The organism is Bradyrhizobium sp. MI1.10 (genome assembly GCF_055811035.1).
In genome coordinates, this window is record NZ_JBVVPN010000008.1 from 14,395 (window position 1) to 34,308 (window position 19,914).

The following is a 19,914-nucleotide window of genomic DNA, read 5'->3' on the forward strand; positions in this document are numbered from 1 at the left end:
TCAAAGATCAATTCGGGAGGGGAACAGGTTTGAATGGGTTGGCCAGTTTGGTCTTCCATTCGCCCTCCAAGAGCGCTCCGCCCCGAGACTGCGTCGGCTTGTTGTCACTCGGCTGCAATTGGGTGCTGGAGCCATCTTCTCCCGCCGCGGAATAGCCCGCTTGCACGGCGAGGTCGCCGACCCGCTGCGTGAAATCCCTAATCTTGCGCGCAGCGTCCGGTTTCGTTGACGTACACAGCGCTTCTGCGAGCCGCAGCGCTGCGCCGATGGTCGAGCGGTCGGGAGAAGCCGATTCGGAGATAAGCGTCTGCACCGACGGCAACACCGATGGATTGGTCGCGATATACGAAGAAAGGCGAGACCTCAGCTTCTCTTTGTCGTTGCGTAGCCGCTCCAGAAGCGAGGACGGCGCCTTCACGAAGGCGTCGAGTTCGGTTTGTGAGGCGCGGTCCGAAAATCCGACGCATTGAGCTCGGGCGGGACCGACGCCCGATGCGATCAGAGCAAATCCCGTCAAGATGACGGGTAGCCATCTCGGCTTCGTACGAGGCGTCACTCCGCAGCTCATCCGTGTCCCTTCGTCGTTGCTGCAAAACCAGTACACACGAAGAGTGGCAGTCAACTGTGTCAATTTTTGTGCGACGCAAAAGCGGGCTTCACTCGGTCGCGTGTGCCGTCGATTGCCACATCAGTGCCTTACCTCTCGTCGGTTGTGCAACTACGATTTGCAATGCTCGCGAGATCAGCACAATGCCGCCCGCGAATTTTGCAGATTGAAGATTTATGAGGCGATCGAAATCATCTCGTCGCGAATTGACACACGACAATTGTTCCAGCGGCGGCAGCCCGCGGATGAAGAAACATCTTCCATACAGGCTAAATCGCAACACCGCCGGGTTTCGCGCATACTTTGTTCGCAAATGCTCGCGACCATTCGCTGACGAGTCAGTTCGTTCGTCGCGATGCCTCTCGATCAGCAAAAATGGCGCAAAGTTGTCGCGCGCATGTTCGAATGACAGAGAGCGATGAATTTATCGCCGGTCGTCATGCGTCATACGCGAATCCCCAATCGTGACGATTGAAAGCACGCAAAGACCTGATACAGACTGCTGCGGTGCAACAGCTACGGAATGTCGATGTGACGGAGTTGGTTCATCGTGAGAAAGCGCATGTCCTGCCGCTCGACAGCATCCGGGGTATCGCCGCGACATCTGTGGTGATCCACCATCTCCTGCTGATGCCGACCTTTCTCGCGGCATTCCCACACAATGCATGGATCAATTGCTCGTTCTTCAGAAGCGCGTGGCTATTGGTCGACTTGTTCTTCGTTCTCAGTGGCATCGTGATGTCGTTGAGCTACGTCGAGGGCGACTTCGGGCGCTTCTCGCTGCGCGAATTCATGGTGCGGCGTCTGGCACGGGTCTATCCGCTTCACATCGTCATGCTGATCGCAAACCTGCTGTTCCGCCTTCTGCGTATCGGCTTGGTCGCCGCAGGCGTCGTGGTTGCCGCGCCAGCCGCATTCGAGGTGAACAACGCCTATTCGTTCCTGCTCAACGTCTTTCTCCTGCATTCGATGGGACTGATCGACTATCTCAGCTGGAACGCTCCGAGCTGGAGCATTAGTGTCGAATTCTACACCTACCTGGTGTTCGGCCTGATCGTCCTGCTGGCCCAGCGCATGCGTTCGCTGTCGTGGTTCTACGCCGTCTCCGGGCTGGTCGCGGTCGCAAGTCTGGTCGTCATCGTCTTCGTGCTCGACAAGAGGAGTCTGGGACTCCAGACCGATTTCGGCATCCTGCGCTGTTTTGTGAGCTTCTTCCTCGGTGTGTTGACCGTCAGGATCGTTCGTCGCCTGCCAGGCAAGCCGAGCCCTGCCGTGCAGGGAGGGCTGCAGCTGATCGCCATGATTGCCAGTATCGTCCTGGTCAGCCTCGCAGAGACCAATCCGGCGGCCACCTTCCTGGCGCCGCTTGTGTTCGCAACCTTCCTCGGCAGCCTGCTGGCGTTTCCGGATGCGTTGCTGGTGCCGAAGATTCTGGTGGCGCGGCCGCTGGTGTGGCTCGGGCGCAGATCCTACTCCATCTATATGGTGCATGCGCTGGTGGTGCTCTTCGCGGAGTACTTCGTGCGGGCACTCGGGCCACGGCCGATCGTGGCGCTCGATTCGATCTGGGCCGGGCTGCCGGCCACGCTGAATCTCGTGATCTCCCTGGCCGCTGTGCTGGCGGTTTCGAACTTCAGCTATCTCTACGTCGAGATTCTTGGCGGCAAGCTGCTTCGGAATGTTCTTGGAAGCCGGCCCGATTTTTCGCGATCTCCCGCGCCATCGGCGCGGCTGACGAATTGAGGCGAGCATGACGGCCCTTGCGCTGCAGCGCCCGCAGATCACGCTGGTCAGCCTCAACATCGAGGCGATCGCGCTCGGGGTTTATCTGGTCCGGGACGCTTTCGGCGGCGTGATCCGCTACTACACCAGCATCTTTCATCTGGACACGCTCTGGTACCTGCCCGACGGCGTCGCGCTTCTGTGTCTGGTCCAGTTCTTCGTGCATTGCATTTTGCGCAACCGCAGCACCCTGGCGCTCCTGGTGTTCGCGCAGATCATGCTGTCGCTGGTGCTCGGCTACTTCATGATGGGCACTGCGACCGCCGCGATCTCGGCTTTCAAGATGATGCTGCCGGTGTTCGTCGGATTCTGCTTCTGCGATTCGAGCCTGGGTTCCTACCGAAAGCTGCTGTCGGTCATCGCTGTGACCTTCTATCTCTCCGTCATCGGCGTGTTGTTGACCAAGTATTACCTCATGCCCTGGGTCGGCTACAAATATGAATCCTTTGGCGCCGTGCGTGAGGCGGGCCGGCTGTGGTGGGCCTATGGCGGTGACGATCAGCGCCTGATGGGCTTTGCCGCCGACAATACCATGGCCGCATTCTTCATCCTCGTGTCGTTTGCGATCACGTCGATCCGCAAGAGCACGCTGTGGTGCCTTCTGTACGGCTCCCTGGCGGTTTACGTCATTCGTCTGACCACCAGCAAGACGACCATGATCGTTCTTGTGCTGTACCTTGTGCTGCTGGTGATGGTGCGAATGCTGCCGGAGAAGTCGCGCTTCCCCGCGATCCGCGCGATCGCGTTGTGGTCGTTCGCTGCGATCCTCGTTCCGTTCTTCATGATCGTGGTCGCATCGGGCACCGCAGCAGTGCCGCACTCGACGTTGTTCAGCATCCTCGACCGCATCAACAACAGCTGGCAGCTGCCGTTCGTCTATATGAGCCAGCTGATGCCGATCGGCCTGATCACCGGCTGCGGCGCGGGTTGCTTCAACTATCCGCAGAAGCTTTTCTCGCCGCTCGCGGCGTACTGGGTACCGGTCGACAACTTCTACATCGGAACATACCTGATGTTCGGGCTTCCGTTCGCCGCATTCATGGTGATGGTGTTCCGGGCCAACTTCGGAGCGACCGACGTCTACAAGTTGACGCTGCTCTTCGTCGTCAACCTGTTTACGATCACGGTCTTGAACTACGGTCCGGCATCAGGACTCCTGATCATCGCCTTGAGCTTCAGCGAGGTATTCTCACGGCGGGCGACGTCCGCGCGGGCAGCCGATGCCGTTCCGATAGAATTGCCGCGGCCGATCCGCTCGTTGGAAAGTTTCGGCGTGGATATGCCAGGGACGGCTGCGCGTGGGAGCAGGTGAGATAAACGATGCATAGACGGCTTGCATTCATCGATACGCTGCGCGGCATTGCCGTGTTGGCGGTGCTGTTCCAGCACGTGTTCGAGGTGATCGTCCAGAAGCACCCCACCGGCGCGTATTATTGGGTCTTCCACGATGCGATCGGCTACTACATGAACTTCGGTCGGTTCGGAGTCGTGCTGTTCTTCTTCGTCAGCGGATTCGTCATCCCGTTCAGTTTTCCGGACAGCGCGACCCCCGTGCGCGATTTCACGATCAGCCGCTTCTTTCGGCTCTATCCGGCGTACTGGACGTCGATGTTGATCGGGCTCGTCACGATGCAGGTGCTGGAGTCCAACGCCTATCCGTTGTCGCAGGTCATCGCGAACGTAACGATGCTGCAGACTTTCGTGAACATTCCGAACCTCTGGGTCTTCTACTGGACGTTGGCGATCGAACTCCTGTTCTATGTCGGATGCACTATTCTTTTCGCGATGGGATTGCTGAACCGGCGCTTTACTGCAGTCGGGATTGTCATTGCTGCGGCGCTGGTCGGGACAGCCGCAGCACTTCTGGTCGAAAGCAGGACGGTGTCGTCGCTGATGGAGGTTGGGCTGAATCTCTCGGCGATGTTCCTGGGCAAGGTCATCCGCGACACCGTCATCGGCGGAAAACTGCGATGGCCGCACGTCGCCGTGTGCACGGTGTTCTATGCGGTCTTCGCCATCACTCTGGCGGAGAGGCGGTTCGGCGGCGTCTATCAGGAGAACTTCTTCTACAGCTACTCGATCGGGGCGGCTTATGTCTGCGCTGCGCTCGTCTTCATCGCGTTTGCGGCGTTCGGTGAGAGAATGGCCTGGCGCTCGATGGCGTTCGTGGGAACGATCAGCTATTCCGTCTATTTGATGTCGCCATTCGTGATCGTCTGGATCCATCGCCTCGTCTGGCTCGGTGATGGACCGCTGGGATGGGCCGCCTTCGCGGCGCTGGTCGCGGCGCTGTCGATCCTGGTCAGCTGGTCGACATATGCATTCGTCGAGAAGCCCAGCATCTCGTTCGGCCAGAGGTTCCGGTCGAAGCGCAGGAGGGCGGTCGTTCTCGAACCAGCGCTCAGCGCGCAGGGGGCAGCTGAGTGATCGAAACAACGCGCCAGCCGAATGCCGGATACGACGGATCTTTCGTTCCCTCCGTCCAGGGACTTCGTGGCATTGCGGCTCTGAGCGTCCTGATGGATCATTTCTACGACATGCCAAAGGGAGGCGTGTACGACATTGCGGATCCCGGCTTCCTGCCGCCGCTCTGGCTCTGGCTGCAATCGGTGATCAATGTCGGCGGCCACGGTGTCGAGCTGTTTTTCATGATCAGTGGCTTCCTGATCCCGGCCAGTCTGGTGCGGCACGGCTCGCCGACACGGTTCTTCTTCGACCGCATCCTGCGCATCATGCCGGTGTTCGTCGTGCTGCACCTCGCGTTGTTCGTGATCGGCCCGATCGTGGGCTACAAATTCTTCCGCGGGATCGATCTGACCGGTTATCTCGCGATCTTCACGGCCAATCTCTTCTTCGTGCAGGATGCTCTCGGCTTACCCATCGCCCAGCAGAATGCCTGGACCTTGACTTACGAATGGGCGTTCTACATCTGGTTCGCGCTGACATTCTCGGTCTGGCGCATCGGAGGCAGAATGCTGGCGGCGCCCTTGATCTTGCTGGGCGTGGCCTGTCTCCTGCATTGGCCGATCACGGCGTTCTTCTGCATCGGCATGCTTCTCAGCGCCACGGGTTGGCGCATCTCCATTCCGGGACCTCTTGGTTTGATGGCAGGCTTGACTTGCGGGGTCGCCATGTACGCGAGCCTGGTGCTGTTTCACCCGTTCGTGGGTCTTATTCCGGGTCTTTTGCTGTTCGCCATGGTGCTGGCCCCGGACTCCGGCTTAGCCAAGGCTCTCAGCACGCCGGCCCTGCAGTATGTCGGCAAGATAAGCTACAGCCTGTATCTCGTGCACCCGTTTGTCCTGTTTCCGTTGCAGGTGATCGGGCTCAAGCTCGTGGCTGTCGGTGTCGACCGTTGGCTGCTGTGGGCAGCATTCATCCTGCTGGGCTCGTTGATGTCGCTGGTCGCAAGCGCGATCAGCTACGAGCTGATCGAGGTAAGATTGAGACGCCTGTTGGATGGCGCGGTCCGCGGCATGTTCTTTCCGTCATTGAACAAGATGGAACAATCCGCCTAGAAGATCGCAATATCTGCCACGGTCAACTCACGGTACGGCCGGCAAGCTTGCGGTAGGATGGCAACAGGCTCTCGGCAATGCGATCCCAGTTCAACGGACCGGCTGCTGTTTGTCGTGCACCGTCGGTCAACGTTGCAGTAAGCGACTTCGAGGTCAGGACGCGTTCGAGCGCATCGGCCAATGCGGCAGCATTGCCAGGCGGGACCAGTAGCCCGTTCACTCCGTCTGTCACGACATCAGGGATGCCACCTGTGGCGCTGGCGACGACGGGACGGGAATTCCCGTAAGCAGACGCGAGCACGCCGCTCTGCGTCGCATCCTTATAGGGCAGGGCGACCACGGTCGCGGACTGAAACAATTGTCCCGTATCCTCAGGCGAGATATAGGCGTTGATCGTTTTGACCGTCGGCATCGCCTCCATGCGCGCGCCAAGCCGCGTCATCTCGGGACCGCGGCCCGCGACGATCGCTTCGTGCGCCACGCCGCGCCGGTCCAGCAGGTCGATCGCGTCGATGAAGATGTCCAACCCCTTGTAAGCCCACATCCGTCCAAAAAACAGGATTCGTGCAGATTCGGGTTCGATGGCGGCGGCGCGCGTCGGCGGCACCATGAGCACCCCGTGCATGCTGGAGACGATTTCTCCATTGAACTCCGGCGACGCTCGGCGAAAATCTGCAATGCAGCTCTCGCCGTGCGTCGTGACGACCGATGCTGCCGCGCGCATGCGCGCGCGCCAGCCATCCTCGCGCGGAGAGGTACCAGAACCGCCCTCCGAATGAGGAATCGCGTCGTGAACGGTCAGCACCAGCGGGATTCCGAGCGGTCGCAGGAACTGGATCAGCTTGGATGTGTAGACTTCCGGAACTTCGTGACAATGAACCACGTCTGGACGAAACGAAATTATGTCCACGAATGAAGCCGGAATGCCGATGGCGCCGGCGCGGCGCAGGCTCAGATCGCGAATCCTTGTGTTGAAGGGAGTCGTCGCCTCGATATCGGCCAGTTCCCACTGCTGGTTCGCATCCTTGCGGTTGAGGACGAGGCGAACATCGCAATGGCGTGCCAACCCTGACGCGAGCCGGTAGGAATATTCTGCAAAATGCGGCGCGTAGATCGCCACGCGCAAGCGCCTGGAGTCGCGATTGAAGGCAGTGGTAGGCGAATTCATCAAGGCATCCATTTTGCATCACATCGCTGAGCCGGTTGGAGTGTAGTCCACGATTTGAACTCACTTCCACGCTAAATCGGATGATTGATGGCGCTCATCTGATTGCCACAACGCCGTCGTAGTGCTGCGCGATTGCTGCCGCCATCGGGACGGAGTGGAAATGGCGACGTCACGCGCGTTCATCGATTGCCTTGTTGTCTAACGGGCGATTGTGATTGGATCTATCGGAATTGGGTCGATTTTTTGATGAACGTCACTCCGGGCAAACAACATCAGGTCGTGGTCGCGTTGTTGTGGTCGCTGGCGCAGAATTGGGGCGGCCGCGCGCTGTCGTTTGTTCTGTTCTTGATATTGGCGCGGCTGCTCAATCCTGCGGATTTCGGTCTTGCCGCGCTGGTTGGCTTCATCCTGCTGCTCCTGAGCTCCATTTCTGAATTCGGGTTCGGTGACGCGTTGATCCAGCGACGCGCGCTCGAGCCTGCGGACGTGACGCTGCCATTTTTTTGCTCACTGGCGGCATCGGTCCTCCTTGCGGTTCTTATCGGCCTGCTGGCGACCCATATCGAACGCTGGCTCGACGTGAAGGGACTTGCCCCGCTGTTGACGGCCGCGAGCCTCTCGCTTCCGATCGGTACCGCCACGCTGTTCCAGGAGGCGCTCTACAAGCGCCAGATGGATTTTCGCGTGCTTGCGCTCAGGACCATGGTGGCGACCGCGATCTCCGGAGTGGTCGGGATCGCCTGTGCCTATGCCGGGTTCGGCGCTCTCAGCCTCGTGATCCAGGTGGTCGTTCAGAGCGCGGTCAGCGGCCTGTGGCTCTGGAGCCAGCCCAGATGGCTCCCGATGCGCGGCTACGATCTGAAGAGCCTGCGCGAACTCTCCGGCTATAGCATCCATGTCGTGTCGAACAGGCTGCTCGACTTCGCCATCGTGCGTACGATCGACATGATCATCCTGTCGCTCTATGGCGTCGCGGCCTTGGGCATCTACACGGTGGGCGCGCGAGTTTACATCATCCTGATGCAGTTGCTGACACAGGCGGTCATGGACGTCGCGCTGAGCGCATTGTCCAAGATCGCGCATGAGCGTCACCGTATCGCCGACGCCTATCTGCGCAGCGTCAGCCTCGGAGCTTTGATTGGCTCTCCGGTCTTTGTGCTCCTGGCGGCGATCGCGCCGGAGTTCTCCCTGCTGCTGTTCGGCTCAAAATGGGCCGGCAGCGAAGCAGTGATGAGGCCGCTGATGCTCATCGGCGCGATTCAGACTGTGCAGTTCGTGAACAGCGCCTATTTCGGTGCCATGGGCAAGCCCAACTACGTTTTCCTGCTGAACATTCTCAAGTTCGTCACGGTGGTGCCCGCAATGTTCCTGCTGCCGTCGCACGACATTGGTCAGCTGGCCACCATCTTCGCTGTCGCACAGCTCGTGGTTACGCCCGTGACATTCGCGCTGGCGCTCAGGCTGCTGGGCCTGAGCTGGAACCAGTTTCTCCGGCCCGTCGCAGGCTGCCTTTGCGCCATCCTTCTGGCCTATGGCGCAGTTGCGCTATGCCGCGAAGCGGCCCCGGACATGAATCCCTATTTGCGGATAGGACTGCTCTCGTCATGCTTCGGGGCGACCTATCTGATGAGCATCTTGCTGTTCTGGCGGAAGCAACTGTTCTCCCTGATCGCTTTCGTCGTGAAGCGTGGTGCGACCGCCTGATGAAGACGAGGAAGACGTCGTGAAGCAACTGATTCCGGTACCTGTTCGCAAGCATCTCCGAGGCTGGCTCAACAGCGCGAAGAACACGCCCTTTGCGGTCGATCTGCTCGAGTTGCGCAGGTGGCAAATCGCCAGGAAGGCGATCGGTGCCAGTGCCGCGCCGCGCAACAACCCGCGCCGGCTCGTCCTGCTCCCGTCCGACCCCTGGAGCATTCATCAGTCGCGCGGCGATGAGGCCATGATCGAGGCGGCCGTCGGCGAGATGAAGCAGGCTCATCCGAACATCGAGGTCTACATTGTCACCGCCACCGCAGCGGCGAGCGCAGATGTGCGGGCAATGGGCTTCAAGCCGCTCGAATTTTGGAGGCAGCCGTTTTCCTATACGACGGTGGCGCAGGAGCTTTCTCTCACCAGGCCGGATTTTGGAATGGTTCTGGGGGCAGATGTGCTGGACGGCTACTATTCCCCCGTGGACGCCGCTCGCATGCTGCTGGTTGCCGATCTCATGGCAGCGTGCGGCGCCAAGGTCAGCGTGCTCGGATTCAGCTTCAACTCCCGTCCGGCCAAGGCATTGCGCGAGGTGTTTCGGCTGCTCGATCCCGGCGTGGTCTTGAATCTGCGCGATGCACTATCGCTTCAGCGCTTCAAAGAGTTCGCCCCGAATCGTGCTCACCTCGTCGCTGATTCCGCGTTCATGCTGGTGCCGCAGGCGGAGACTGCGGCCGTGAAGCAGATTGGGGCCGCGATTGCGGAGCAGCGCAGACAGGGACGCAACGTCTTTGTCTTCAATATCCATCCGATGTTGTTCAGGAAATCCGAGCCGGCCAAGTTGCAGCGAATGATCGAACTCGCGGCGAGCGCAATGGGGCGCATGTCTCGAGAGCACAACGCGAGCTGGGTGTTGCTCGCGCACGACTATCGTCCGGGGATCGCCGACGATAATTGCCTTCGACCGCTGGCCGGTCGGCTGCGCGCGGCGCTGGGCGACCATATTCATCATGTCGAGCACGTTCTGTCAGCGAGCGAGATCAAGGCGGTCGTCGGTCTGGTGGACGGCGTCGTCACCGGCCGCATGCATCTGGCGATTGCGGCTCTCGGACAGGGAACGCCGGTTGCGGCGATCACATACCAGGACAAGTTCCAGGGTCTGTTCGCTCATTTCGGTGTGAGCGAATCGCTTCTTCTCTCACCGGAGCAACTTCTCGCGGGAGACAATCTTGAGATGTTTCTGCTGAGGTTCCTTGGCGCCTACAAGACGGTTGGCGCGCAGGTCCGCAATATGTTGCCGGCCGTCATGGAGCTGTCGCGCGCCAACATCGCTCCGCTGCGGGGCGATGGTTTGATGTCGGTTGACGCCGCGTCCGGCGGTAAGGTCGCCTGAGGGAAGCGAGCGGACGTCAGTTGGCGGCCTGCTCCGTCTCGTCGAAACGCACGGACGTCTTGGTGACGGACGTCTTGTTGGTGACAGACGTCTGGGCGGACGATTGCACTTTGCGAGGTGATCCAAATCCGATGTCGGCCGCACGATTGATCAGCCGCCGCGCCGGGTTCTCGAAATAGGCATAGGTGCGATCGGCGATGATGGTCAGGATCGCGCAGCAGGCCAGGGCGAACAGGCCAAATTGATCCGGGCGCAGCCCAAGCGCGGTCCACAACGGCTTGAATACGGCGATGAGGACGGCGTCGTGCAGCATGTAGATCGAGTATGAGGTGTTGCCGAGTCGCCCGAGGAGGCGGCTACCGGGAATTTGCACGAAGGCGCTCTCCCCGACGGCGGTGAGCAGGATCGCGCAGGAGAACAGAATGATGGCCAGATCCGGCTTGGCGAAGATGTTCAGGACAAGCACGGAGATCCCGAACAGGGCGATACCAGCGAAGACGACCGGCTTGTGCCGATACGGTTGCGACAACCTGAACAATATGGCGAGCAGGATTCCATTCAAGAAGCTCGGCAGCGCACGGAGCATCCCGTAGTCGTAATTGGCTCCATACATCTGCGATCGTTCCTGCCAGATCGGCAGATGGCCGTGGGCCAGGACCAGATAGAGCGCCGCGACGATGGCGGCCAGCACCAGCGGATGGACCTTGCGTGCAAGCAGCATAAGCAGGGGAAAGATCAGATAGCAGAAGAATTCCGCGCTGATCGACCAGGACGGAGAGTTGAAGCTCAAATGATCGGTAACGCCCCAGGCTTGAAGCAGCACGAGGTTGTACAGGAAGTCCAGCGGCGTCGACCTTCCCGATCGGTCCAGACCGAACCCGATCAGCAATACGAACACGAGTAAAGTCAGAAAATGCAGCGGATAGATCCGCGCAATGCGGCGGATCATGAACCGGGAATATGCCTTGAGACCACGCGCGTCAGACGGATAGGAATAGGAGATCACGAAACCGGACAAGATGAAGAACATGTCCACGAAAAGGCCATAAGATCCGTTCCAGACCGGTGCGATGCCGCTGTCGATGGTCTTCAGATGGAAAATGAAAACGCCGAGAGCGGCAACGAAACGATAGAAGTCGAGAACGACGAACCGTCTTGTTTCATTGGCTTCCATCGCGTGTCGAATTCCTTGCGTGAGGCGACCTTCTGCCTACCGGTCAATTGTGACGCAAGTTCGCTGGGCCGGCGTTCGACGGCAGGCGAATAGCGACTATGCGGCTTCTGCCTCGCGACAAGGCAGCCGCCTAATTATTGAACGGCGCCGGGACTTGCCTGAGCTGGTCCCGGCGCCTGAGATATTGATCCGATCCTGCGGACAATTCGCCGTGGTCAGACGAACAGGAAATCGTGGCTCGTCAGGCTGGCGACGTTGACGTTCTTCAGGAGGATCGAGTCGCTGGCCGAAAGCGTGACCAGGGCGTTCGTGCCGGACTGCGTGATTTGCAGATGGCCGTAGTCCGCGGCGAGGAGCTTCGAGATCTGGATCACGTCGTGAGTGGTGGCGTCGCCGGCCTGGAAGTTGACGATCTGGTCTTGGCCGTGATCGTAGACGACTGTGGTCGAGCTCGGCGCCGCCGAGAACAGGTCATTGCCGGCCCCGCCCTGGATCGTCACGCCGCTCGCAACCGCCGTGACGTTGTGTGTGCCGTCGGTTTTGGTGTCGTCGAAGAACTGGAGTGCATTGGCCGAATTGTAGTTTTCGTGCTGCGTCGTGCCGGCCTGTCCGTTGAAGTTGAACAGGAAGACGTCCTTCGAACCGTCGGCGTTGTTGGCGATCTCCTGGGTCTTGGAACCGGAGCCGTCGTAGATGTCGGTCAGCTTGCTGCCGTCGTTGTTGGTGACCTGGGTATAGTCCAACGTGCCGTCGGCGTGGGTCCGGGTAAGCTCGACGATATGCCCGGAGGCATCGAGGTGCTGATGCTGCGTGGTGTAGGACTGCCCCTTGATGTTGTAGCTCCAATTGTCCGACGTGCCATCGGCGTTGGTAATGTACGCGGCGGTCTTGACGCCGTTGGCGTAGGCCGTCGTGGAGCTATAGCCGTCAATCTTCGTCGTCACCTCGCTGGTCAGAACGCCCTTGGCGTCGTACCAATCCGAGGTTTTGGTCCCGTCTGAGCTCTGGACAAGCGTGAAGGCGAGGCTGCTATCGGCGTGGGTGCGCACGATGTTGGTGAGGAAGCCGGTCGAATCGTAGCTGTCGTGCTCGTTCGTGTAGGTCTGCCCCACGATATTGAGCTGGAACACATCCTTCGAGCCGTTGGCGTGGTAATCGGTCTCCGTCATCTTGACGCCGGAGGCATTGTAGTTGCTCACCACGCTGCTGCCGTCGCTATTGACGACCTGGCTGTAGTCGAGCGACCCGTCGGCATGCGTGCGGACCACTTCGGTCGTGACACCGGAGGGGTCGAGGTGCTGGTACTGCGTGGTATAGCTCTGACCTGTTATATTGTAGCTGTAATTGTCGTGGCTCTGGTCCGCATTGGTGATGTAGGCCGCGGTCTTCACGCCGTTGGTGTAGATCGTCGTTGCGCTGTAGCCGCTCGTCTTCTCCAGGACTTCACTGGTGAGGATGCCGCTGGCGTCGTACCAGTCCGAGACCTTGGTGCCGTCGCTGCTCTGCTGCAGCTTGAAGGCCAGGCTGCCATCGGCGTGCGTGCGAACCAGCGAGGTGAGGAAGCCAGCCGCATCGTAGATGTCGTGCTCGGTTGTGTAGGTCTGGCCGGTTACGTTGAGAAGCCAGATATCCTTGCTGCCATCGGCGTTGTAGTCGGTTTCCTTCGTCCTCGTTCCCGCTGCGTCGTAGTTGGTGACGACGCTGCTGCCGTCATTGTTGATGACCTGCGTATAGTCGAGCGTGCCGTCGGCATGCTTGCGGGTCACGGCCGTGATCTTGCCGGAGGGATCGACGTGCTGGATCAGTGTGCTGTAGCTCTGGCCGGTGATGCCATAGGCGTAATTGTCCTGGCTGCCGTCGGCATTCTTGACATAGGCGTTGGTCTTGACGCCATTGCTGTAGAGCGTCGTCGAGCTGAAACCGTCGGCCTTTTGGACGACTTCGCTGGTGAGGCCGCCGGCGGCATTGTACCAATCGGTCGTCTTGGTGCCGTCGGTCGTTTGCGCCAGCTTGAACGCCAGGCTGCCATCGGTGTGGAGGCGGGTCAGGGTCGTGAGAAAGCCGGTCGTATCGTAAACGTCGTGCTCGGTCGCATAGTTCTGGCCCTTGATGTTGTAGGTCCAGACCTCCTTGCTGCGATCAGCATGGTAGTCGGTCTCGACCAGCTTGACCCCGGTGGCGCTATAGGTGGTGATCACGCGACTGCCGTCGCTGTTGTAGACCTGTGTCGAATCGAGCGAGCCGTCCGCATGGCTGCGGACCACGGACGTGACCTTGCCGGTCGAATCGAGGTGCTGGACCTGGCTCGTGTAGCTCTGGCCCTTGATGTTGTAGGTATAGTTGTCCTGGGTGTGGTCGGCGTTCTTGACATAGACCGTGGTCTTCACGCCGTTGGTGTAGAGGGTCGTCGAATAATAGCCGTCCGGCTTTTGCACGACTTCGCTGAGAAGCCCGCCGGTCGTGTTGTAAGTGTCGGTGGTCTTGGTTCCGTCGGTAGCGGAATGGACGGAGGTGGTCTTTACGCCGCCGGTGTAGCCGATCGCGTCTTTGGACCCATCGGTGTAGACGATCGTGGTCGAAGTAGGCAGTCCGCTTGCGTTCAGGCCGGTGTCCGCTTTCGACAGGAGGTTGCCGCTGGCGTCATAGGTTTTCGTGCTGCTCCAGGTCGCGGCCGAGTTCGTGACCGAGAAGGAATGGCCGCCCTGGATCTTGGACAGCGCATTGCCATAATGCGCGATCATATAGTCCATCGTCGCTTTCGAAGCGACGGGCAGGACATGCGAGTCGGTTAGCGTAATGGTTTTAAGCGCCGTCGACGTGCTCAGGTCGGACAGTTGCGGCACAATCTCGGCAGCCGTGCCGCTGACACTGGTTCGGGTGTCAGGCGGAATCGGGGTGGTCGCGGGCGCGTCGATCTCGATGATCAGCGGGTGATCGCTGACCGGAATCGTAATCGTGCTGACGTCGGTGTAGCTCGCGATCGCGGTGGTTCCGGTCAGCGTGTCGTACACCTTGACCGAATGATGCACGCTGCCCAGGTTTACCGTGACGGTCTGGGTCGGATTGGAGATCTCGGCATCGGCCGCATCATTCCAGAGCTTCGGCTCCGCCCAAACGACAAGCTCGTAGGCGCCATTGCTCTTGCCGAGCACCATGCTGTTGCCCGAGTCCGGCATGTTGCTCAGCGTGTAGTTCAACGGATTAGTCGGCTGCAGGCCGCCCTTGCCGTCATCGGCCAGAATGCTCGTCAGGTTGTGAATTGCCGTCGCGGCGAGCTTCGGCGTTCCGTCGGAGTTGAATAAGCCGAAGTTGGCTTCGGGATTGGTGTTGCTGGCAGACGAGTCGCGGTCGAACATCTCGTAGAGATAGGTCGCACTCACGCCAGCCTTGTAGGCATCGACCAGGGTGTTCAAGATCGACTTGGCCTGCACCGTCTCGTCGACGCCGAGATACTGGGTGTTGGCTTGGGTGGTGTAGCCGGTCTCCGTAATCACGACGGGCTTTCCCGGCGCCGCGGTCGAGACGGCGCTCAAGGTGGCAGCAAGTGAGCTGCTGGTCGTCAAGCTGGTGCTGACATAGGCATGCGCATTGGCGAAATCGACCGAGCCCGACATGTTGCCGAGCTGGCTGTAGCCCTGGGGATCGTTGTAGGCGAGCGACAGATTGAAGACGGGAATGCTGGAAAGCGTGCCGTCTGCCTTGACCGCCTGATAGAGCGCGCTTTGGAACTGGGCCGCGGCGCCAAGGCTCGAGCTGCCATTGTAGCTGAAGGGCTGGTGATTGGCCTCGTTGAGCCCCTCCATGGCGCTGATGCTGCCCGGATGGCTCGCCACGAACTTCTCGAGCGACACGATATACTTCTGAAGGCCGGCGGTGCCCAGCTGGGGCAGGGCGGATGACACCAGGAAGTCGAACTTGTAGCCGGCCGCCGCCAGCCCTTCAACGACCGGTTGTGCGGCGGGGCTGGTTCCCATCGCGTCGCGGAGATGGGTGACGCCGAGGTACTTCAGGTCATCGACCATCAATGCGAGGTTATTGTAGTCGGTCCACCCGAAGCCGGCATGCGTGTTGACGCCGATGGAGTTGATGAAGCCGCTTGCGGAGAGGACGGTTTGATCTGACGACATTTCACACTCGAATTTCTACGCGAACGAAATTGCTCGCAGGGATTTGCGTTCAACCTTCTCGATCGAGTGTGAATTTCAGATAAAAATCGGAGCTACAAATCGAGAGCGATCAGCAGTTCCTCGCAGGAACAGGTCGACTCTGATTCAAGACAATAACGATGTCGTGCCGACGCAGCATGACCTGAACATGGCGCTTCCAAGAATTCGCAGAGTTTCACTGCTGAATATATGCGCATGTCGCGCTTCAATGATGCATGTGAAGCCGGCGCGGATGCGGTGTGGGACGTTGTCAGGCTGAGGGGATGCGCTAGTAGAATTTTGACGGTCAGTCCGATAGCTTCGGCGGACGCTATACTTACAAGCGAGTATATCGCTTGATATTCTCGTGCTGGTTGTCTGTCGTTTTGCAGGGCGAAGCAGATGATGAGTTCCATAGCAGGAACTTCGTGGACACCAGCAGAGCGTCAGTAGCGCCTTGAGCTCCAAAAGAGGATTTGCCAGGGGACCGGTCGACAGATCAGCTTGGGCGCGCCAGGAGGAGAAAGTTTCCGCGCCAGCCGACCGCACCCGTGACAATTGCGGCGATGACGATTTTTCCGGCAAGCCACGCCACCGGTTCGCTCGGCGCATGACTTAACGATCCGATCAGGATGGCGGCTATGAGCGCCTGAAGCACCAGGGGCCAGCGCGGGAACGCCTCGAATCTCAGGGTAGGTCCAAGTCCGGCCAGGATCGCTGCGAGCGTGGCGATCGAGGCGCAGGTGACGGCTGCTTGTGGCGACAGGCCGGCCCAGACGGCAACCAGGGAGAACGCCGCAACCATTGCAAGCTGCCCGGCAGCGATGAGGACGAGCCTGGTCGCGAGCTTTTCCAGGTGGGGGACGACCGCGATTGTTGCCTGCAAATGGGTTTGGAGGAAGTAGAAAGCAGCAACCGCCGGCCCTGTCGCCAGGAAGCCCTCGACGCTCTCCCGCGGAACCAGGATGCGGGCCGCGTCCGGAATGAAGGCGACAAGCCCGCCCAGCAGGACGAGAGTTGTGCAGATCATGAACTCGAACATGTGCCGCGTCGATTGTCTCGATGTCGTGGCGCTCCCGTGCTCGAAATCATTGACCACTTCAGGATAACTCACGGTGTGGATCGCCGCGTTGAGGACCCAGAAGGGACGTTGCAGCAGGTCGAGCGCAATGGAAAATCCTGCACCGGCTCCTGTGGCGCCCAGTCGCCCGACGACAATGATACGGAGCAGAACTGGCACGGACAAATGGATCACGGACGCGCCGGCCGCAAGCATGCCGTAGCGCGAAAAGTCTTTCCAGTCAGCCAGCATTGTTCGCGGCGACACGCGATCCAGCGGCGTGCGATATGCGACGAGACCGGCAAGGAGTCCAAGCAGGTGACCCGATGCGATGCCGAGCAGCGTCGCTTCGGCCGTGCCCGAGATCATTCCGCCCGAGACGGCCCCGCCCAAAAGAGCCGTCGCACGCAAGGCAAGAAGGCAGGAGGCGGTTCCCAGCCGGTTCGACAGGCGTACCGACAAGAAATACAAATCGGTCGAGCCCTGAAGAACGGCCACGCTCAGGCCGAGGGCGACCAGCCGTGGCGTGAGGCCGCTGATCAAGGAGGCGCAGCTCCCGACTGCAACGAGCGCAGCGGCGCTCATGAGCGCCGCTGCAAAGAGCGACGATCTCAATCGAGCAGCCTCGCTCTCCTTGGCGGCCGCAAGAAACCGCAGTCCCGCGAGCTGCAGCCACTCGAACATGAGGACGCAGAGCAACTGGCTCGAGGCCATTGCGAGAGAATAATTGGTGTAGTCGGCGGCAGGCAACAGGTGACTGATCACAAAGATCAGGATGATCGCTGCTGCGCTTTGGTAAACGTAGCCGGCGATCGCGAAGAGACGTGTCATCTCGGAATGAAGCTACTCTTTGCCACCGCATGCGCTTGTGGCGTCCCGGCTATTGCCGGGCGCACGGACGACATCCGTCGCTCACGCAGTTGTTCATACAGGTTCTTGTACGACGACAATACGTCGGAAAAGATCCACTTGTTCGTGTCCGCGATAAGCCGACGGCTGATCTCGTCGATCTTGTGCGGATCCGCAGCGATTTCGCGCATGCTCCTGGCCAGGGATTGTGGATCCGCTTCGGTCAACCACCCCGTTATGCCATGCTCGATCGCCTCCGGCATGCCGCCAAAATGCGTACCGAGCAGCGGTCTGCCTGCCGCCTTGGCGTCCGCGACGACGAGCGGGCCAGGATCGTGCCAGATGGACGGCGCGACCACGACGTCGACCTGCCTGTAGAACTCGTCGGGAGATACGAATCCCATGAACTCGACCCGTGCATGCGGCGCCAGTGCGCTCAGGCGCTGTTGTTCCTGATCGCTCAAGCGGCCGGCAATCATCATCCGGATCCGATCAGGCGGCAGCATGGCAAGCGCTCGCATGAGATTGTCGATGCCCTTCTCCTCGGTGATCCGTCCGATGAAGCCGAAGGTCACTTCCGTCGTGCAGACAGGCCGCGGGTAGGGTGAGCGCGGCGGCTCGGTCGAGGCATTGCGAATGACGGTGCGGATTGGCGTCTCGGCAAACATGCCCATATCGGTGTGAATGGAAAGGACGCGCGCGCTGACGCCGACCACGGCATCGAGCCAATGGGTGGCCCGCTTGCGGTGGTACGTCAGGATCCCACAGCTCGTACATGTGCGTTCGCAGGAGTGCCCCTTGTCGAAGCGGGAGCAGCGTGGACACGTCAGATAGTAATCATGAAGCGTGTGCAGGACCGGAACTCCGAGTTTGGCAGCTACCCGCCAGATCGCCGGGGTCAGGCCCGATAAATTATTGGAATGCAGAACGTCCGGCTTGAAGGCGCGAATGCGCTCCGCGATCATCGGGGCCTGGATCTGCCAATCGTCGATCGCATGCCAGATGCTTCGTTTCACGACGTTCTTTCGTTCCGTGAACGGCGCATAAACGTTTTGCACCGGTGCGGAATAGACGTTGATGCCGTTGCATAGTTCACGCCCCTGCTCGGGCGCAGGTGCGGCGCGTACCACCTCGACCTCGTCGCCGCGCTGAGCCAGGCCCTCGGCAAATCTCCGCGCGAAGATCTCTGCTCCGCCGACGATCTTCGGCGCCTGCGGGGTCGGATAAAGTGTGGATGTCAAAAGGATCTTCATCGCGTCAACCTCTTTGTGCCGATCCGATTACCGTGCCGGCCGTATATCCAGTGCGGGAATGGTGTCATTGTTGGTGGAGATCAGGACCGGCGTGCTCGAAACCGGCAGCCAGGTCCCGGAGGCTGGCCTTGCGGTTGCATCGCAGGGGGCCGCGAAAGTCGCGCCCGGCAGATCGCCTCTGATGCGGACCTCGTAGCGTCGATCCGGATCCTCGGACCAGACCGCGACTTTGCCGCCGGTGGTCGAGGATGCTCCGATCGACATCACCCCGTTGGCAAGGCTTCTACGTTCCGCGGTTAGGGTGGAACGGATGAATGCCCAGGCGCCACGCGCCGCGCAAGCTGCGGGTTTGGGCGAATTGTCGAAGCCGTAGAGGCCAAAATTGTCCTCCAGCTCGGCTGGATTCTGGCCACTGTTCTTGAGCTCATAGATCCACATCCCCTTGAGCCAGCGCGCCGCTGTCGAGGCCCACAGGATGAGCTGTGCCGTGCTATCGGCCTGGGCCTGCTCGCTGACACCACATTTGTTCGAAGCCGTGGTCCAGCCAGTCTCGGTCACGTAAATGGGGAAGTCGGGATTGCCGCTCGCTTGGCCGACCAGTCGATGGAACGCCGTGAGCCGGTCGATAATCTCGGTCGAATTGCGCTTCGCCGGCGCCATGCAGAAATTGTAAAGATGAATCGAGGCGCCATCTGCGTATTGAAGGATGCCGGTTTGCAGCATCTTCTCCGTCCACGTCCAACCGGGATCGTCGCCGATCGCGCCGACGACGAAAGGCGCATTCGGCACCGCCTGCTTGACCGCCGGTCGCGCCGCCTTGGCGAGGGCCAGGTAATTCTCCGCCGAGAATGAAGGGTCCTTCTTGGCTGCCAGATTCCACTCGTTCCAGAGTTCGAAGATCGGGCGCTGCGGCGCTACCGATCGCGCGGCCGCTGCCGCATAGTCCGCGAACCGCTGCCGGGCTTCGTCCGTCGTCGGGGGCGACGAGTTCGGCACGAGGTGATGACCGAATGCAAGGATCAGGAGCGGCCGGGCGATGCCGGACTGAACCTGCGCGTCGAGCCTGCCCAACCGCGGCGTGAAGCCCATCCGACGGCCAGGCAATTCGAAATCAGACCAGGGAAAATCGTCGCGAAAGGCGTTAAAGCCCAGTTGCTTGATCTGGCTGACGTTCACGGAGGGCACGTAGCCTCGAGAACTGACCGGCCCTCCCAGTCCCTGGTGGGTGCCGATACCCAACAGGAATCTGCTTTCAAGCGTCTGAGCCTGTTGA

13 protein-coding genes are annotated in these 19,914 nt (G+C 60.2%); 6 read left to right on the forward strand and 7 right to left on the reverse strand.

The features are described from left to right. Positions 1 to 7: 7 nt before the first annotated feature. Positions 8 to 517 (reverse strand): hypothetical protein, encoded by a 510-nt coding sequence (locus tag AC0L3K_RS10575; protein ID WP_473255870.1) that lies wholly within the window; start codon positions 515 to 517, stop codon positions 8 to 10. A gap of 621 nt (positions 518 to 1,138) precedes the next feature. Here AC0L3K_RS10575 and AC0L3K_RS10580 point away from each other — a divergent pair. Genes AC0L3K_RS10580 through AC0L3K_RS10595 form a run of 4 tightly spaced genes read left to right on the forward strand, consistent with a single transcriptional unit; the run spans position 1,139 to position 5,907 of the window. Beyond that, positions 1,139 to 2,350: an acyltransferase family protein gene (locus AC0L3K_RS10580; protein WP_473365931.1), complete on the forward strand. Its 1,212-nt coding sequence runs from the start codon at positions 1,139 to 1,141 to the stop codon at positions 2,348 to 2,350. Positions 2,351 to 2,357: 7 nt separating this feature from the next. Next, positions 2,358 to 3,701, forward strand: a complete 1,344-nt coding sequence (locus tag AC0L3K_RS10585) for a hypothetical protein (protein ID WP_473255868.1) — start codon at positions 2,358 to 2,360, stop codon at positions 3,699 to 3,701. An 8-nt stretch (positions 3,702 to 3,709) separates the two neighbouring features. Next, positions 3,710 to 4,816: an acyltransferase family protein gene (locus AC0L3K_RS10590; RefSeq protein ID WP_473365932.1), complete on the forward strand. Its 1,107-nt coding sequence runs from the start codon at positions 3,710 to 3,712 to the stop codon at positions 4,814 to 4,816. Next, positions 4,813 to 5,907, forward strand: coding sequence for an acyltransferase family protein (locus tag AC0L3K_RS10595; RefSeq protein ID WP_473365933.1), 1,095 nt, complete (start codon positions 4,813 to 4,815; stop codon positions 5,905 to 5,907). Before AC0L3K_RS10590 ends, AC0L3K_RS10595 begins: the two co-directional genes overlap by 4 nt. A gap of 22 nt (positions 5,908 to 5,929) precedes the next feature. Here the strand turns inward: AC0L3K_RS10595 and AC0L3K_RS10600 are convergent, their stop codons facing one another. Continuing rightward, entirely contained in the window at positions 5,930 to 7,027 is a 1,098-nt protein-coding gene (locus tag AC0L3K_RS10600) for a glycosyltransferase family 4 protein (RefSeq protein ID WP_473365934.1), read from the reverse strand. A 294-nt stretch (positions 7,028 to 7,321) separates the two neighbouring features. Here AC0L3K_RS10600 and AC0L3K_RS10605 point away from each other — a divergent pair, with 294 nt between their 5' ends. After that, positions 7,322 to 8,779 carry a lipopolysaccharide biosynthesis protein gene (locus AC0L3K_RS10605; protein ID WP_473255864.1) on the forward strand — a complete coding sequence of 486 codons (1,458 nt, stop codon included), beginning with the start codon at positions 7,322 to 7,324 and terminating at the stop codon, positions 8,777 to 8,779. Between the two features lie 238 nt (positions 8,780 to 9,017). After that, entirely contained in the window at positions 9,018 to 10,160 is a 1,143-nt protein-coding gene (locus AC0L3K_RS10610; protein ID WP_473365935.1) for a polysaccharide pyruvyl transferase family protein, read from the forward strand. Between the two features lie 16 nt (positions 10,161 to 10,176). Here AC0L3K_RS10610 and AC0L3K_RS10615 read toward each other — a convergent pair whose 3' ends face one another. From AC0L3K_RS10615 to AC0L3K_RS10635, 5 genes are all read right to left on the reverse strand, one after another. Further along, positions 10,177 to 11,334 (reverse strand): acyltransferase family protein, encoded by a 1,158-nt coding sequence (locus tag AC0L3K_RS10615; protein WP_473365936.1) that lies wholly within the window; start codon positions 11,332 to 11,334, stop codon positions 10,177 to 10,179. Positions 11,335 to 11,549: 215 nt separating this feature from the next. After that, a complete protein-coding gene (locus AC0L3K_RS10620; RefSeq protein ID WP_473365937.1) occupies positions 11,550 to 15,461 on the reverse strand; it encodes an RHS repeat domain-containing protein in 3,912 nt (1,303 codons plus the stop codon). Between the two features lie 517 nt (positions 15,462 to 15,978). Then, the gene (locus tag AC0L3K_RS10625) at positions 15,979 to 17,370 is read right to left on the reverse strand and encodes a hypothetical protein (RefSeq protein ID WP_473365938.1); all 1,392 of its coding nucleotides are present in this window, start codon (positions 17,368 to 17,370) and stop codon (positions 15,979 to 15,981) included. Continuing rightward, positions 17,367 to 18,641: a glycosyltransferase family 4 protein gene (locus AC0L3K_RS10630; RefSeq protein ID WP_473365939.1), complete on the reverse strand. Its 1,275-nt coding sequence runs from the start codon at positions 18,639 to 18,641 to the stop codon at positions 17,367 to 17,369. Before AC0L3K_RS10630 ends, AC0L3K_RS10625 begins: the two co-directional genes overlap by 4 nt. 27 nt (positions 18,642 to 18,668) lie before the next feature. After that, entirely contained in the window at positions 18,669 to 19,826 is a 1,158-nt protein-coding gene (locus AC0L3K_RS10635) for a cellulase family glycosylhydrolase (RefSeq protein WP_473365940.1), read from the reverse strand. Positions 19,827 to 19,914 lie beyond the last annotated feature (88 nt).